General features: G+C 38.5%; 18 protein-coding genes and 1 pseudogene. 9 read left to right on the top strand and 10 right to left on the bottom strand.

The features are described from left to right. Positions 1 to 110: 110 nt before the first annotated feature. The 8 genes from AC6CH7_RS20195 (at position 111) to AC6CH7_RS20160 (ending at position 5,926) form a co-directional block, all read left to right on the top strand. Positions 111 to 647: an RNA polymerase sigma factor gene (locus AC6CH7_RS20195; protein ID WP_498264433.1), complete on the top strand. Its 537-nt coding sequence runs from the start codon at positions 111 to 113 to the stop codon at positions 645 to 647. Positions 648 to 651: 4 nt separating this feature from the next. After that, a complete protein-coding gene (locus AC6CH7_RS20190; RefSeq protein ID WP_498264432.1) occupies positions 652 to 1,881 on the top strand; it encodes a hypothetical protein in 1,230 nt (409 codons plus the stop codon). A gap of 33 nt (positions 1,882 to 1,914) precedes the next feature. Next, complete coding sequence (locus AC6CH7_RS20185; protein WP_498264431.1) at positions 1,915 to 2,502, top strand: TlpA family protein disulfide reductase; 588 nt, start codon at positions 1,915 to 1,917, stop codon at positions 2,500 to 2,502. Positions 2,503 to 2,598: 96 nt separating this feature from the next. Next, positions 2,599 to 2,961 carry a hypothetical protein gene (locus AC6CH7_RS20180; RefSeq protein ID WP_498264430.1) on the top strand — a complete coding sequence of 121 codons (363 nt, stop codon included), beginning with the start codon at positions 2,599 to 2,601 and terminating at the stop codon, positions 2,959 to 2,961. 39 nt (positions 2,962 to 3,000) lie between these two features. Continuing rightward, positions 3,001 to 3,594 carry a penicillin-binding protein activator LpoB gene (locus AC6CH7_RS20175; RefSeq protein ID WP_294873905.1) on the top strand — a complete coding sequence of 198 codons (594 nt, stop codon included), beginning with the start codon at positions 3,001 to 3,003 and terminating at the stop codon, positions 3,592 to 3,594. 29 nt (positions 3,595 to 3,623) lie between these two features. After that, a complete protein-coding gene (locus AC6CH7_RS20170) occupies positions 3,624 to 5,057 on the top strand; it encodes a COG3014 family protein (protein WP_498264429.1) in 1,434 nt (477 codons plus the stop codon). A gap of 31 nt (positions 5,058 to 5,088) precedes the next feature. Next, the gene (locus AC6CH7_RS20165; protein ID WP_498264428.1) at positions 5,089 to 5,352 is read left to right on the top strand and encodes a hypothetical protein; all 264 of its coding nucleotides are present in this window, start codon (positions 5,089 to 5,091) and stop codon (positions 5,350 to 5,352) included. Positions 5,353 to 5,551: 199 nt separating this feature from the next. Then, positions 5,552 to 5,926, top strand: a complete 375-nt coding sequence (locus AC6CH7_RS20160) for a winged helix-turn-helix transcriptional regulator (RefSeq protein WP_498264427.1) — start codon at positions 5,552 to 5,554, stop codon at positions 5,924 to 5,926. A gap of 340 nt (positions 5,927 to 6,266) precedes the next feature. Here AC6CH7_RS20160 and AC6CH7_RS20155 read toward each other — a convergent pair whose 3' ends face one another. The 3 genes from AC6CH7_RS20155 to AC6CH7_RS20145 form a co-directional block, all read right to left on the bottom strand. Further along, a complete protein-coding gene (locus AC6CH7_RS20155) occupies positions 6,267 to 6,890 on the bottom strand; it encodes a nuclear transport factor 2 family protein (RefSeq protein ID WP_498264426.1) in 624 nt (207 codons plus the stop codon). A 160-nt stretch (positions 6,891 to 7,050) separates the two neighbouring features. After that, positions 7,051 to 8,064: a Rossmann-fold NAD(P)-binding domain-containing protein gene (locus AC6CH7_RS20150; protein ID WP_498264425.1), complete on the bottom strand. Its 1,014-nt coding sequence runs from the start codon at positions 8,062 to 8,064 to the stop codon at positions 7,051 to 7,053. Positions 8,065 to 8,202: 138 nt separating this feature from the next. After that, positions 8,203 to 8,655 (bottom strand): NAD(P)H-dependent oxidoreductase, encoded by a 453-nt coding sequence (locus AC6CH7_RS20145; protein WP_498264424.1) that lies wholly within the window; start codon positions 8,653 to 8,655, stop codon positions 8,203 to 8,205. A gap of 96 nt (positions 8,656 to 8,751) precedes the next feature. On the opposite strand from AC6CH7_RS20145, the gene AC6CH7_RS20140 reads away from it, so the two are divergent. Beyond that, positions 8,752 to 9,114, top strand: coding sequence for a winged helix-turn-helix transcriptional regulator (locus tag AC6CH7_RS20140; RefSeq protein WP_498264423.1), 363 nt, complete (start codon positions 8,752 to 8,754; stop codon positions 9,112 to 9,114). A gap of 283 nt (positions 9,115 to 9,397) precedes the next feature. Here AC6CH7_RS20140 and AC6CH7_RS20135 read toward each other — a convergent pair. From AC6CH7_RS20135 to AC6CH7_RS20105, 7 genes and pseudogenes are all read right to left on the bottom strand, one after another. After that, positions 9,398 to 9,582 (bottom strand): annotated as a pseudogene (locus tag AC6CH7_RS20135) (ATP-binding protein); the annotation flags it as partial. 269 nt (positions 9,583 to 9,851) lie between these two features. After that, positions 9,852 to 11,192 (bottom strand): signal recognition particle protein, encoded by a 1,341-nt coding sequence (ffh, locus tag AC6CH7_RS20130; RefSeq protein WP_498264422.1) that lies wholly within the window; start codon positions 11,190 to 11,192, stop codon positions 9,852 to 9,854. Positions 11,193 to 11,287: 95 nt separating this feature from the next. Further along, positions 11,288 to 12,283: a DUF3078 domain-containing protein gene (locus tag AC6CH7_RS20125; protein WP_498264421.1), complete on the bottom strand. Its 996-nt coding sequence runs from the start codon at positions 12,281 to 12,283 to the stop codon at positions 11,288 to 11,290. 72 nt (positions 12,284 to 12,355) lie between these two features. Continuing rightward, positions 12,356 to 12,691 carry a hypothetical protein gene (locus tag AC6CH7_RS20120; protein WP_498264420.1) on the bottom strand — a complete coding sequence of 112 codons (336 nt, stop codon included), beginning with the start codon at positions 12,689 to 12,691 and terminating at the stop codon, positions 12,356 to 12,358. Continuing rightward, a complete protein-coding gene (locus tag AC6CH7_RS20115) occupies positions 12,688 to 13,440 on the bottom strand; it encodes a hypothetical protein (protein ID WP_498264419.1) in 753 nt (250 codons plus the stop codon). Before AC6CH7_RS20115 ends, AC6CH7_RS20120 begins: the two co-directional genes overlap by 4 nt. Before the next feature lie 50 nt (positions 13,441 to 13,490). Continuing rightward, positions 13,491 to 14,396, bottom strand: a complete 906-nt coding sequence (locus AC6CH7_RS20110) for a glucosaminidase domain-containing protein (protein WP_498264418.1) — start codon at positions 14,394 to 14,396, stop codon at positions 13,491 to 13,493. Further along, positions 14,396 to 15,076 (bottom strand): glucosaminidase domain-containing protein, encoded by a 681-nt coding sequence (locus AC6CH7_RS20105; RefSeq protein ID WP_498264417.1) that lies wholly within the window; start codon positions 15,074 to 15,076, stop codon positions 14,396 to 14,398. Before AC6CH7_RS20105 ends, AC6CH7_RS20110 begins: the two co-directional genes overlap by 1 nt. Position 15,077: the final 1 nt, after the last annotated feature.

The raw sequence follows: 15,077 nt of genomic DNA, 5'->3' as shown, positions 1-15,077 counted from the left end.
TTAAATTAAACTTATTTAGTTTGCTGTACGCGATATGATATGATTATAAGAAGAATTCTTAATTGTGCTGAAGAAGAATGCCCGGGCTTGAGGAGATTATAGCGGGGTGTTTGAAGAATGACAACAAGAGTAAAGAAATGATCTATAAATCATTCTATGGCTATTTAATGGGCGTTGTTTTGCGTTATGTTAATGATAGAAATGACTCGGAAGAGCTTGTAAATGATAGTTTTATAAAGATTTTTAAAGGAATAACCCAATTTAGTTTTCCAAAAGATAACACAGAATTACAAAAGGCCTTTAAGGGCTGGATAGCAAGAATTTCATCGCGAACAGCAATAGATTTTTTAAGAACAAAAAGGACTTACTTGTACGTTGATGATATTAGTGAGAATCAGCAACCGCTTACACAAGTCAATGCAGTTTCGCAATTAAATGTGCAAGATATTTTAAAGCTCCTTAATCAATTGCCGGAAACACACCGGCTTATTTTTAATATGTATGAAATTGAAGGATTTTCGCACGATGAGATATCGAAAATGTTGAACATTCCAGAGAGTTCGAGTAGGGTATACCTTACGCGAGCCAAGAATAAGTTGAGGGACCTGTATTCTAAAACATTAATTAATTCATATGCAACCAATTGAACATATGAAACGATCTGAAGATGAGTTAATAGCTCATATAAAGGAAAGTCTGACAGGGCATGAGGAGGAGTATGTTCCGGGCTCATGGGAAAACTTCAATAAAATTGAAGGGAAAAGAAATGCAAAAGTATTATGGTTGTGGCGCTTAAGTAGTGCAGCAGCAGTAATACTTATCGCCGGTGCAGCAATTTTATTCTTCACCAACAAAACAACAGATGTTTTGCCTGTGCAAAACGTACAGCATAAACAAAAGGAAACACATGACCCTTCTGCAAAAATTGAAGACAAGATTGCCAAAGAAGCAGACCTGCCAATAGCGGTTGCAGAACCTGATCAATTAGCTGCGGTAAGAGAAAACAAGAATGTAACTGTTTATGCCGCTGCTAAGGAACCTGTAAATACTGTTCCGGTTACCTCTGCAGAAACCATTATTGAAAAACCCAATCCTGTTGTGCCTTTGGTTCGTGTTCCCGATACTAAGCAGGGCATCGTTAAAACAGAGACGAAACGAATAGTAGGAGAAAATAAAACCACTCTTTTCCAGGAGTTTCTAAACAATGAAACCAAAAAGAATCAGGGAGAAGCGTTGGCAAAATCATCAGCTCCCCGAAAAGAAGACAAGTGGGAAATGGGGCTTGTTGTTTCACCATCATTTGGAAATACCAAAAAACTCAACATGGGTTATGGGGTAAGTATGGGATACGCTTTAACAGAGAAAATTTCTTTAACCTCTGGAGTATCTTATAGCGAAATGGCCGCCTCAAGAAGCCTACCTGCTCCAGTGATGAGTACTGCTATTGCCGATGGAAGCAAAAATTTGGAATCAATAGAGGCTAAAGTTACGGGGATAGACATTCCGCTTGAGCTGAAGTACCGCTTAAGTAAAAACCTTTATGCCAATGTTGGGGTATCTGCATTTGCGGTAATTAATCAGAAACAAAGCAACAGCTATATCCAGGAAAAATTGGTAGAGCGTGCGGTAAATTCTAGTGATGGATTGGCTGAGCTAAAGACATTTGCTGTAAATGAAAGGGTAGTAGAACCCGCACAGGATTCTGAAATTAAAGATGGAAGATATATAGGATTCTATAATTTTTCATTTGGATACAAACAAAAGATATCTAAAAATAAAGCCGTATCAATAGAGCCTTTTATGAAAGTTCCAATGAAAGAGGTTTCTAAGGAGAATTTACGATTAATAGGCACAGGGGTAAGGCTTAAGCTGGATTTTTAGCGTTTATTTTTAAAGGCGTAACTTTGCCTGGCTATGAAAGAGATGATGACGAAGAAAAATATTGTTAATGCGGTCTTTATAGCCTTGTTTCTGGTGATTTTATTTGTCCCTTCGGCAAAAGCATTTTTAATGCAGGGCTTAATGGAAATCGGTTTATTTAAACCTAAAACGGAACCAATAGCAAAGGGAACACCTCCGGCAGATTTGTCGGGAATTAAATTCGAAGACAAGAGCGGAAAGGTTACAGACCTCGGCTCATTAAAGGGCAAGGTAATTTTTATTAACTTCTGGGCTACCTGGTGCCCTCCATGCCTGGCAGAAATGCCGTCTATCAATAAGCTTTATGAGCAATACAAGAATGATAAGGATGTAGTGTTTATAATGGTAGATGCAGACAGCAACTTAGCTAAAGCGCAGAAGTATATGGACAACAGAAGCTATCAAATGCCTGTTTATTCTGTAGCCAGCAATATTCCTGAAAATCTTTTTAAAGGGGCATTACCCACAACAATTGTTTTTGATAAGCAAGGTCGGCTATCTTATAATGAGTCTGGGGCAGCCAACTATTCAAGTTCAAAATTCATTGAATTTATTGAACAGTTAAAGCGCCTTAAGATTTAACATTTTTTAACTCGATTATTGACATTTGGATTGTAAATCTATAAACAAATCAATAAAAATATTAAGTAATTTTGCTTTTAGTTAAACCTTTATATTATGAAAAGGACTTTGATGATTATTGCAGGCTTAATGGCCGGAATTACATATAGCTATGGGCAGCAAGCCAGCTTGGTTCAGGATCAAAACCCGAGATACGAAGTGGTAAGGGCTAAATACATGGACATGTCCGACTCTTTAACTCGAGATCAGGGGACTACTGTTCAAAACACCTACAAAGCATACGATTGGTATGAAGCGAGAGAGGAACGTCGTAAGCTTCGTCGTGAGCGCAATTATGAGCGTAGCTTATACAGCTATCCTTATTATGGGAACTCTTATTACTACCCGTCTTTAAATTTCGGATGGGGCCGTCGCTACAATAGCCATTGGGGCTATTATGGAACGGGCTTTGGCTGGTAAGTAAAAACACAACATTTACATAAAATCATATTTAATAAAATGCAGTTTAAAAAAATATTAACCCTTGCTGCCATTGCAGTTTCTGGTATAATGATCTCTTCATGCTCCAGACAAGTAACAAGAATTAACACTACAGATACCGTTGATGTTAGCGGAAACTGGAACAATACAGATTCGAGAATGGTTGCCCAGGAAATGACCCAAAGTGTTTTGGGAGCTAAATGGCTATCTACACATCTTGAAGCTAAAGCAGGTAAGAAACCGGTAGTGGTTGTTGGTCTTGTTCAAAACAAAAGTCATGAGCATATAGACGCAGAAACATTTGTGAAAGATGTTGAACAGGCATTTGTTCAAAGCGAACGTGTTCGTTTGGTACAAGGGGGCAAGAAAAGAGAAGAACTGCGTGCAGAGAAAGCTGATCAACAAGACAATGCTTCTATTTCTACCATGAAGAAGTTCGGATTGGAAAATGGAGCCGACTATATTTTGCAAGGCTCAATCAACTCTATAGTTGATTCTCATAAACGCAAAAAAGTAGTTTATTATCAGGTAAATCTGGAGCTTACAGACATACAAACCAATGAGGTTGTATGGATAGGCGACAAGAAAATTGCTAAATACGTTAAGAACTAGCAGGATTCTGATCCGGCTAAAATAACAGTATGACAAATAATAGTAAGAATAAGCTTAAGGCATCGGTTCTTTTAGGATTGGTGCTTTTTCTTTTTAGCTGTGCCTCTTATAATGAGAAGATTGCGGGTTATTATAAACAAATCGCGACTGGAAATTACAATGAGGCGGTTAAGGAGCTTGATAAGAACCGCTTACTTCAGAAACCGCGGAATAAGCTGCTGTTTTTAATGGAGAAGGGGAAAGCAAGCCACCTGATTGGTGATTATGAAAATAGCAACCGTTACTTTAATGAGGCCGACCAGTTATTGGAGAATGGAATCGGCGGTGCTATGGATGCTGTTGTGGGTACGCTTGTAAATCCTATGACCCAGGCTTATAAAGGAGAAGACTTTGAAAAGTTTATGATCCATTATTATAAGGCACTTAATTACCTGTATCTACATAAACCAGAGGATGCTATTGTTGAAGCCCGAAGAATTACTTTGCAATCGCAGGAACAAGGCGACAAGTTTAATGATAAAGAGAGCAGGTATTCTAAAGACGCATTTTCGTTAATGCTTCAAGGCCTTATTTATGAAAGCGATGGAGACGTTAACAATGCTTTTATCGCTTACCGTAATGCGGCAGAAGTTTATTTGAAAAGCCCGGATAAAACCTACTACGGGACAATCCTACCTAAAGGGCTTCAGCTGGATGTGCTTAGAATGGCGGACGCGAATGGCTTCAAGTCGGAATTGACCAGATTTGAAGAACTGTTTAACTTAAAATATCAACCAGAGCCGTCATCAGAAGGAGGAACTCTTATTCTGTTTTGGGAAAATGGATTGGCACCGGTTAAGCAACAGGAAGAGTTTATTTTTTCTCTTATCAGAGGATCGAATGGAGATTTGGTGTTTACCAATGTTGCAGGTACCTTGTTTATTCCCTATAATACGTCCTATGGAAGTGGTGACATTAATTTAAACGCTGTTAATAGCCTTAGGGTAACTTATCCGAAATACGTTGCTCAGCAGCCTTATTTTACAAGTGCGACCATTACTGATGGGCAATCGACCATAAACTTTGAAAAGGCAGAAGATATTAACGAGCTTGCGTTTAAAACGCTTGATCAGCGTTTTGCAAAGGAGATGGGCAAAATACTTACCCGCCTGGCGGTAAAGAAAAGTGCAGAATATGTACTTAAAGCTAGTGCTAAAGGAAATGGAAAAGACGGTAAAGACAATACTTTACTTGAGGGATTGGGTTTTGGAATGCAGTTGTATAGTTTGCTTTCGGAGAAAGCAGATACCCGAAACTGGCAAACCTTGCCTAGCGAGATCCGTTATGCAAGAATCCCTTTGAAAAAAGGAGATAATGCCATTACGCTGGATTTAAAAGGGGCTAATGGCAATAATGAAACAAAAACAATTAACATAACCGGAACTGGAAAAATGCAGTTTTATAATTACTCAACCCTGCGTTAAGAGTACATCCGGAAATAAAAAGAATAAAACTATGCAACAGCCCTTCGACATTAGCATTGGAGATGTAGATTACGCCGTATTTCCAGAGGGAAATGATACTTATGTGATCTTTAAAAATGGCAAAGAATATGTTCACATACAAAAAGACACCGATTTACAGTGGTTAAAACTTGATCCGGAAACAGCTATTCCTGTTTTTGAAATAGATGATGAAATCAACAACATCGGCAGAGAGATCATGGCTTACGTTCCTGAAGAGGAAGATGAAGAAGATCTGGAAGATGACCTTGATTAACCAGCCCAGCTGCCGCGGTCAAGGCTTCGGTAGTGTATCGCTTCTGCCAGATCTGCAATAGTTAAAAGTAATATTGATTTTGAAAAGTAACACTTGTTATTTGATAACAGAACAAAAAAGTGGTAACCTTAGAATAACTTAGATCATGCTGGCTGTCCTGCTATAGAAACGATAGCTCTGACTGGAGGGACGGTGGAAAGTGATTATTTTGCATGTGCTTTCCAAGCATGCCCGGCGTTTTGGGGAAACCAATGTTAGGATACCCTCTATATCGAGAAAAATATTAACTGAACAACTGAGAGAACTTGAAGTTGATGGCTTAATTAGCAGGAAACAGTACAGGGAGCTTCCACCGAAGGTAGAGTATGCACTCACAGATTTTGGAAAAAGCCTCTGCCCTCTGTTGACCTATATAGCAGTCTGGAAAAAAAAGAGGAATGAATTCCTCTCAAGGCATAATGCAACTCCCCGATTGAAACTATTTTTAAATTCCAAATCACTTGACCCTATCCCTGATCCGGATAAATTGCCTGATTTACTCCAGAATTGTGACCTCTTACTTCATCGCCAGTGAGTATCCTTTCTACCTTCGCTTATGGTACAATTCTTAAATTTGCTGAATTGTAATATATATGGAGATTTCGCCGCCACTCACTAAGCGATTACGTAGCGAGTTGACCACTTCAAGAAATTGGACTGCGCAACTCGAGTATCTTAGCGATCAATATGTTATAGTGTCCAATTTTAACAGAAGCACATTGGCTCAAAATTTCCTAATGACATGGCTACCCCCTTGCGAAATCTCCAGTTTAATTAGCGTCTTTTGAAAGATTTATAATTGCGTCATAGTCATAAAGCTGTAGCGCCCATATAGGCTCAATTGCCAGTTCCATTTTTATTTAATGATTCATTTGTCAAGATTTTTTTTCTATGACGAAAGCTTTTAATTCTGCAATTTTTCCATTTTCGAAGCGCCAGACATCGCAATAATCATAGTGGTTATAGGTTCCATTTGCAGCCTTCAAGGTGATTTCACCTGTCACCGTTACAAAGCTACCATCCTCAATGCTTGTTTCGACGGTAAATACAGGCGGTTCCAAATAAAATTCTTTCATATACTCTCGTACTTTATCTTTACCCTCAAGGATACGTTCACCTACAAAAACCCATTTGGTATCCTGTGTACAATAAACTAGAAAACTTTCATAGTTTCCCTTTTTAACAAATTCGTTGGCTTTATGTAATATCGTTGCGTTTTTCATTTTTGATTGTTTTTTGATGTGAATCGATTCAGTGATGCTTAAATCTGGAGTGCTTCCTTGTAATTTCATTGCTAAGCTTTCTCCATTGTAAATTACCTTACCAGCATTGGAATTGTAAATATCTATGGTTCGTATTTTGTCATTCCAGTTCCTGATTTTTTGAGGATTTATAACAGTCTGAAATGTGTTTTGATTAGGGAGGTAACTCATCGCCTTTGCTTTGATTTTGATGCCGACTGACAGTAAGATGGATATTGTAAATGTTAGTTTTTTCAAGTTATTATTTTATTTATATTAATTATTACTTTTTTTCTTTACCGCCAACCCTTGAATGTCTAATCTCGATACTCTATTTCATAAGCCCATTTGTTAGTCATAATAATCTCGCTCAATTTTGTGACTTTGTTTAATAGTGTTCAGGTATCCTGATTAAGTTCTACAAACTTTCCCAGGTTTCTTCAATTATTTCGATTCCGAATTCTTTTAGACGGTTGCTGATATTATCACTTGAGACAATAGTTTCTGGAAGATACAAACCCCCATTCTTTTGTTCAGATTGTCCATTAAGCCCCAATATCTTTTCTGTTATTAAATATACGCCCACCGCTGTGAGATGAGAATTGCCTTTCGGGCCCGATATGATCGTGCTGAGTGTTCTTTTTTCGCCGGATAGCAGGGTGCCCTTAATAGTAATGTATAAATCATGTGAAGCTTCCAGGCCATTACTACTCCCTATAGATTCCCCTATAATAAAGTCGAACCGAATATTTTTCGCACTTGTAAAAGCAGCGATGCTCGGAACATCCAGCGTACCGAGTGGGTAACCTATTGCTGATGAATGATTGTGCAATTCAATAGTTCTCGGGTTTTCTTTTGCTTGTAATGATAGCCAATTTCCCGCCTTGCGAATCAGCGCCTCACCAACAAAACCACTAACTTCGTCTGTAACTAGCGGCCCTACGCTATCCTTTGGGTCATATAATCCTGCAAGTTCGATAGTTTTTATTTGGCTGAACTTGCTTGCCAGTTGTTTAACCATAAGGGTTAGTAATCCAGCTTGCCAATGACCTGCGTAAACAACTGGCGCAGCAATCGTTTTGTGCAGGCCTAGAAACGCCATGGGAGCAATTTGATCCGCTAATTCGCTTACAGTAATACATGCAATGCCATTTAAGATAGCAGTTTCTCGTAATATATTACTATGATCATCTAATGCTGATATAATTAGGTCAATTTCCTGAAAGTGACTTAGATCGAAGCCTTCTTCGAGATTGATATAGGCTGTTTCTGAATGATTTAATTCCTTCGTTAAAGGTATTCCGTTTTGCGGATTTCTTCCCGCAAGAATAAGTTCGATACTATCATCAACTTGTCTGATTAGTCGTGCTATATTACTTCCAACCATACCGTAACCGCCCACAATTAAGATTCGTTTTTTATGTGATTCCATATTAAAATTTTTAAAGTATATAATTTTTACATTTTGCAATTCAGTTTAAGCCTGAGCCCTGTTACAATTCATCAAAAAATGCCAAATAGATCTTGCACCAAGAGCGATGTGGTTTTCAAATACGTTGTAATCCATCCCCTAAAAAGCAAATGCCGGTTGGTAGTCAACTTTGATATATTCAAAACACAGCTCAAAGGGTCGTGTGAGTTTCTGCATGGTATATTTATATTTTCCTGTTCCATTCAAATCGTTTTCATCTACTCCTAAAGATATTGCCAAGGCTATTTTCTTCCCTTTCATCGGACATCCGCTTTTACTGCCATATGCCCATCCAGGTGTCAACACTTCATCAAACCCTTTTTTTAACAGGGCGGGGCAGTTAAACCAGTAATATGGAAATTGGAAAACAATTTTATCATGCTGCTCAACTAAGCGCTGTTCGGAGGAGACATCTATATTTCCGTCCGGATAACTTTCCTGTAAATGGTTTACGCTATATTTTTCAGGATATTTAAGCGCGTCCTCAACCCATTTCTTATTTATCACAGACTCAGTAATATTAGAATGCGCCACAATTATTAAAGTTTTCATATTGTAATGATTCATGTATTTAAGACAAAGTTAGGTTTGCATGTGAACTTTCGTATATTACCCGCTAATTGTTAGGTACTATAAATAATGTAAGTAATGAGCGAGATCAAGCAAACCTCAACCAACTTCTCAAATAAGGTTGCTCTGAGCGATGAATGTTCGGAAGCATATGCCTCAAATATTATTGGAGGACAATGGACATTGGTAATATGTTCCTGGTTATTAAGTGGTAAACTTAGGTTTGGAGAACTAAAGAAGAAATTACCTGGTATTACTGAACGGATGTTGACTTTGCAACTGCGTAAGCTCGAAGAGAATAAAATAATCAGCCGGACCGTTTACGCAGAAGTCCCGCCACGTGTAGAGTATGAATTGACACAAATTGGATACGCGTTGAAGTCAGTTATCAAAGAGTTAGAAGCTTGGGGAGCAAGCCATAAGAAATTGACAGGTGAATAACTTAACACTCCTGTACAAGAACATTGATAGGATTATTTATTTTGTCGTCGCTTTTGTATACCATATTTAGTGATGTTAGCTGTTTTATTCTTGCGTTCTCGAAAAAATTTAATGGCTAATGATTTTAAGAGATAAGATATTACATAATTATTTTTCATGCCTAATGTGATCAAACCTTCTTTATCTATTAAATAACTTATTTATCTCTGTGTAAATTTGATGATGAGTTTTCTAAACCTTACTCAGCGAATAACTACATTTAAAGAGAAACCCTTCGCGAACAAGGCAACATAAGGTAGCCACTTCGACAAGGATTCATTGAGGCTATAAGCATAAAAATTGCAGGATATTCCACACTTAGTTTAGAACGGGATACCGTAACCTGGCGGTCTTCGAGAGGCTGTCGCATTGCTCTTTTGAACTCTGGCAATTCATCTAAAAAAGCACCCCATTGTACGCCAGAGAAAGCCCCCATGATGAAGTATTGGCTTGTTTCAGGATTTTCTATTTGCCCGGATGCCCCTTCTTAAGCTTTCTTTAATGGCATTGTCGGCAGACCAACAATATGATGTCTGTTCCGGCTCCAGTACTTACTTCTATGGTAATGGTTAAAGCATCAACCTCGAAAACAACGCTTCCAAATGTCTTGATGAGCACAATTTTGCATACAATATGTGTACTGCTAAACTATATTGATTTAGACATTAAGTGGTTGGAATTTGTAAAACGTATTGAAATTACATTTTGCCCTGAGGCATCTTTGGCATATTCCTCATCATTTTTGCAGCTGCGGCCGGGTTAGAGAATTGCTTCATCACCTTACGCATGTCTTCAAATTGTTTGATCAGTTTGGTCACCTCTTCGATTTTTGTTCCCGAACCTTTGGCAATACGTAAGCGTCTGCTTTGCTGAATGCTATCAGGATTTTCGCGTTCAAATTTAGTCATCGACTGAATTACCGCCTCAACGCTTTTGAATGCGTCATCTTCAATATCAACGTTCTTCATCATTTTACCAACACCAGGTATCATGCCCATAAGGTCTTTCATGTTACCCATTTTTTTGATCTGCTGGATCTGATTGTAGAAGTCGTTAAAATCAAACTTGTTTTTACGAATTTTCTTTTGAAGTTCGGCCGCTTCTTTTTCGTCAAACTGCTGTTGTGCACGTTCAACAAGGGAAACCACATCACCCATGCCCAGAATCCTTGAGGCCATCCTTTCAGGATAGAATACATCAAGGGCTTCCATTTTCTCGCCCGTACCAATAAACTTGATCGGCTTGTTTACTACAGATTTAATTGATAATGCAGCACCACCGCGGGTATCACCATCTAATTTGGTTAATACAACTCCGGTAAAGTCTAATCTATCGTTAAATGCTTTTGCCGTGTTAACCGCATCCTGTCCGGTCATGGCATCAACAACAAACAGGATTTCGTGCGGTTTAGTACTGGCTTTTACGGCAGCGATCTCATCCATCATCTGCTCATCTATTGCTAAACGACCGGCCGTATCTATAATGATTACATTATTATTTTGTTTTTTACCTTCAGCAATACCCTCTAAAGCGATACCAACGGGATCTTTAGAGGCAATGTTCGAATAAACGGGCACTCCAATCTGCTCCCCTAAAATCTGTAACTGATCTACAGCCGCAGGGCGATACACGTCGCCTGCTACCAATAGCGGTTTCTTGCCTTTACTTTTAAGGAAGTTGGCTAATTTACCGGTAAAAGTAGTTTTACCAGCACCGTTTAACCCGGCAATAAGTATAATAGTAGGATTGTTCTTTAAATCTAATTCTGTTACCTCTCCACCCATTAAAGCGGTAAGCTCATCGTTCATTACCTTGGTAAGTAACTGGCCCGGAGAAACGGCTGTAAGAACATTTAAGCCTAATGCTTTTTCTTTAACATCATCGGTAAAGGTTTTGGCTGTTTTATAATTTACGTCGGCGTCTAATAAGGCTTTACGGATTTCTTTCATGGTCTCGGCCACGTTGATCTCTGTAATACTTCCTTGTCCTTTTAAAACCTTAAACGCACGGTCTAACTTATCCTGTAAATTTTCAAACATTTTCTTTAATGCTTAGTGTTCAATTTTTTGTGAATTGCAAAGTTATTAATTTTGCATGATACAGATAACAATATCCGTAATCTTTATGTAGAATATTAACGAGGGAAGGTAAATGCCACACCCAATGCGAGGGCTTGACTCCCCTGGATCTCCGGATCGGAGTCTTTATCGAATAATCCCACGCCGGTAAGTGTTACATTCATTAACCTGTTTATCTGAGATCTTAACTCTACATCTAAACGATGATCAACGTGTACCAACGGCCTGTCGTAAGGAATAAACATTTGGTACCTGGCTTTCAGGTTTACATTCTTAAATATTTGCTTGTCAAAATTACTTACGATCTGAAAAGCGAGCTCGTTCTTGAAATTTTTGCCGTACTCAACTCCAAAATTTCCCGTATTATACTTGGTGGTATCCCTGTCTAGTTTGAAGGTTTGTTTTGCGGTACCTGTACCAATTCTCGTAGAGAAATAACCTACTGGTTTATATTCGAAACCGATTGATTCCGTTAAATAGCCTGGAGACATGAACCGTGAAATTAAATGTTGTACTTCTTCGCCATTATTTGGCCTTTCGTAGACATAGCCTCTATCAAACTGTGACTCAAACGTCACCGATCCAAAGAAATACCAGCTTTTTGACAATCTTAAATCAGCCTTGTTATCCCAGAAAATCCTATCCCTTGTTTTCTTTTGCAGCTGGTCCTTATTTTTGACCTTACCATACTCCAGCATTACCTCACTTATAAAACCATAACCTTCTTTTCTATATTCAGCACGGTAATTAACAAGCCCTCCAACGGCAAGAGAGTTTACTCCCCCTGCTTTCCAGTTGTTTGAAAAGCTACCCTGATTCACATTAATCCCAACAGAAGTCCTCACCTTCCAGTAATTGATCTTTTCGGCAATAACTACGGGGGGAATCTTTACAGGTGTATAGTTCAGTATTCCGGTCCTTGATGGCAACGGACTACGCTTTAATTTTATCTCCAGTCCTTTGGTTTCAATAGGCACAGTATCAATCTCCTGAGCGATCAGGCTTGACGAGGTGATAAACAGTAACAAGAGGCAGATATTAAAACTCTTCATTACTACAAAGAAAAACAAAAATGTGACTTATTAAAAGTTTATTAATAAACTAATTGCAAAACTTACCCTTATCTATGGTTTTTTACTGATGAAACGAACCCATGCAAATGCCTTTCTATGAGATAAATACGATAGATCAGCATCAAAGCAATATGCTTCTTTTTCGAACGGGATATTGAAATAAGCTAAATAATGATTTTTATATCTGATCAGGTTGATCAGGTACATTAGTAAATACAAAAAGTAAAAAGGCAGAATAACCAGTTCAAGCTGTTGTCTAAAATGTATCCGTTCATGATTAATTAATACCTTATCAACCTTTAGCGTTTTGTTTTTTAAGATAATAAAAGGGAAAATAGCCATTGCATTGGCCGGTAATTTAGATAATATGAGAAAGAAGGGTCTCAAAATTCTTCTACTTTTATTTTAGGAAGTGGCTGTAGTCTAAAGGCAGCAGGATTCCGCTTATAGCTGGCATAACTGTTCCTTAAATATACAACAAAAGCATAATCTGAAGCGGTTAAAACGAATTGATAAGTAGGCCGGTATTGTTGCATAAAATCCTCCATTTCATAGTCGCCCAATTGCAATACCTTCTTTATATAATCTGGCGTAAACCTATAATCTATAATCGCCTCATGGTAATCACGCTCAAGTATTTTTTGAAGGTGACGGGCATTTTTACCCTCCCTGCTTAGCAGATTGTAAATCGCATCAATGCCTAGCCCCGCGCCTCCTAAACCAAGATTAAGCAAGTCTTTTGCCTTACCCTTATCCAGCGCATACTTATACTCTTTTAACCTATTGGCATGGGATTCTTTAGGGGTATATTTCCTGCCGGTAATGGATACCTCACGTAAGTTAATACCAAGTGATTTCAATTGAAAATACACTGCTTTCTGGCCATGATGAATAAGTGTATCAACCGCATAACCTTGCAATACAGCGTACAGGGTGTCTCCTACAGCGGCATTTATCGAAAACTCACCCTTAGGGGTATTGTAAATCCCCTCGTCTTTGCTGGCGTTGTAGATGTATACTTTAGCCAGGCGAAGCTTCGAATCTTTGTCAACCACAAAGCCTTTTACCGTATTGGTTTGGGCTATTGCAGTTAGTGTTGTGCAGTAAAGGATTAATAACAGGCTAAAAAATCTCATTGGAGATACAAAACTACAAGATAACTATCTGCGCTTAATAAACATTAACATTATTTAACTAACACAAGCTTTTGCCCAATCTTGATGCCTGTGTCTGCAAGGTTGTTTAGCGCCTTTATATCATCCACAGAGATGTTAAAACGTTTGGAGATGTTGTAAAGAGTATCCCCTTGTTTTACGGTGTAAGGGCTCTCTAAACTTGTTGAGGAAACAGGATCAGGAGTGTTAATTACTACAGCAGGAGCACCTATTTTTAATGTATCCGGAGTTTTAATTACTTGTTTTGAAGGAGGCGTGGCGACAGGGGTGAATTTTTTCTTTTCCTGAGGGATGTTCGCGTTGATTTCTGAGAAAACACGGTCTTCGCGTTTTAGTTTTTCATTCTCAGATTCTGGCATATCATAAAAATACAACTGATACTTTTCGATGGTATTGATCAGCAGATCCGGATACTTAGGGTTTGTAGCATAACCGGCTTGTTTTAAACCTACAGCCCAGTTTTTATAATCGTTTTTATCAAGCTCAAAAAGAGCGCTGTAGCGCTTTCTTCTTAAGAATTCAGAGTGGTCCCGGTAAGATTCCCTGGCGTCTTTATAAACCCGGAAACAATCATTGGCCTTATCGTCGTCTTTATAATATCCCTTGCCTTTCCATTCGGAAGTACATTTGATGCCAAAGTGGTTGTTCGCATATTTTGCCAAACTGCTATTTCCACTTCCCGACTCAATAATGCCCTGCGCAAGTGTAATACTTGCCGGAATACCATATTTATTCATCTCTTCAATTGCCACATCTTTGAATTCATCAATATACATTACTGTAGTACGCGATTTATATTCCGGATTTGCTTTGTCTGCTGCTTTTTCGATCGCTTTATTGTTGCGACTGTATTTTTTTGTTTTGCAGGCAGAGAAAAATACCACCACGGCGGCAAGGATGATTATTCTTTTGTTCATTATAGTTTAAGTTTTTGTCCGGGCTTAAGCGCAGCGCCTTTTAGCCCATTTTTTTTCATTAGTGAGGCTGCGGTTGTTCCCCTCAATTTTGCTATCTTATTTAGGCTATCGCCTCTTTTAACTGTGTATGTTGATCTTGAATTCTTTGCTGATCTGGATCTGGTAGCGACAACAGCTGCAGGTGGCTCTACATAATCATCAGGTCGTTCGTCATACTGCGAAAGGTCATTTTTTTTAATGATTCCGATGATCTGTGATGCCCATGTTCTACTTCCGGCATAGCCACCACGCTGTATACCTCTGGCCCAGTTTCTGTAATCAAACTGATCATATTTCTCAAAAAGCGAGGTAAAAGATGATCGGCTTTTTAAGAATCCCAAAAAACTATTATAAGACTCCTTCACGGAGGGGTAATCCTTATAGGACGAACGAATTTCGGTATTGCTGTTTGCGCCTTTAATTCCAAAATGGTTGTTAAGATACCTGGCAATTTTACTTGTGCCGGATGCTGATTCGTGTATGGCAACAGCAAGAATAACACTGGCAGGTATTTTATGTTCCCGCATCAGTGTTTGCGCATATGCTGCATGCTCTGCAATATATTCTGCTGTGGTTTGAGCGCCGGCACTAAATGTTATGGTGATAGCACTAAGCCAAACTAACAGTAATGATTTAAACATA

Source organism: Pedobacter sp. GQ55, from assembly GCF_059758925.1.
Note: the sequence above shows the minus strand (reverse complement) of the source record. Positions and strands in the feature narration are given on the sequence as shown.

Excerpts from the sequence above, each read along its gene's own strand:
- AC6CH7_RS20190 (WP_498264432.1), top strand. The coding sequence starts at position 652 with ATGAAACGATCTGAAGATGAGTTAATAGCTCATATAAAGGAAAGTCTG.
- AC6CH7_RS20185 (WP_498264431.1), top strand. The coding sequence starts at position 1,915 with ATGAAAGAGATGATGACGAAGAAAAATATTGTTAATGCGGTCTTTATA.
- AC6CH7_RS20180 (WP_498264430.1), top strand. The coding sequence starts at position 2,599 with ATGAAAAGGACTTTGATGATTATTGCAGGCTTAATGGCCGGAATTACA.
- AC6CH7_RS20175 (WP_294873905.1), top strand. The coding sequence starts at position 3,001 with ATGCAGTTTAAAAAAATATTAACCCTTGCTGCCATTGCAGTTTCTGGT.
- AC6CH7_RS20170 (WP_498264429.1), top strand. The coding sequence starts at position 3,624 with ATGACAAATAATAGTAAGAATAAGCTTAAGGCATCGGTTCTTTTAGGA.
- AC6CH7_RS20165 (WP_498264428.1), top strand. The coding sequence starts at position 5,089 with ATGCAACAGCCCTTCGACATTAGCATTGGAGATGTAGATTACGCCGTA.
- AC6CH7_RS20150 (WP_498264425.1), bottom strand. The coding sequence starts at position 8,064 with ATGGAATCACATAAAAAACGAATCTTAATTGTGGGCGGTTACGGTATG.
- AC6CH7_RS20145 (WP_498264424.1), bottom strand. The coding sequence starts at position 8,655 with ATGAAAACTTTAATAATTGTGGCGCATTCTAATATTACTGAGTCTGTG.
- AC6CH7_RS20140 (WP_498264423.1), top strand. The coding sequence starts at position 8,752 with ATGAGCGAGATCAAGCAAACCTCAACCAACTTCTCAAATAAGGTTGCT.
- ffh (WP_498264422.1), bottom strand. The coding sequence starts at position 11,192 with ATGTTTGAAAATTTACAGGATAAGTTAGACCGTGCGTTTAAGGTTTTA.
- AC6CH7_RS20125 (WP_498264421.1), bottom strand. The coding sequence starts at position 12,283 with ATGAAGAGTTTTAATATCTGCCTCTTGTTACTGTTTATCACCTCGTCA.
- AC6CH7_RS20115 (WP_498264419.1), bottom strand. The coding sequence starts at position 13,440 with ATGAGATTTTTTAGCCTGTTATTAATCCTTTACTGCACAACACTAACT.
- AC6CH7_RS20110 (WP_498264418.1), bottom strand. The coding sequence starts at position 14,396 with ATGAACAAAAGAATAATCATCCTTGCCGCCGTGGTGGTATTTTTCTCT.
- AC6CH7_RS20105 (WP_498264417.1), bottom strand. The coding sequence starts at position 15,076 with ATGTTTAAATCATTACTGTTAGTTTGGCTTAGTGCTATCACCATAACA.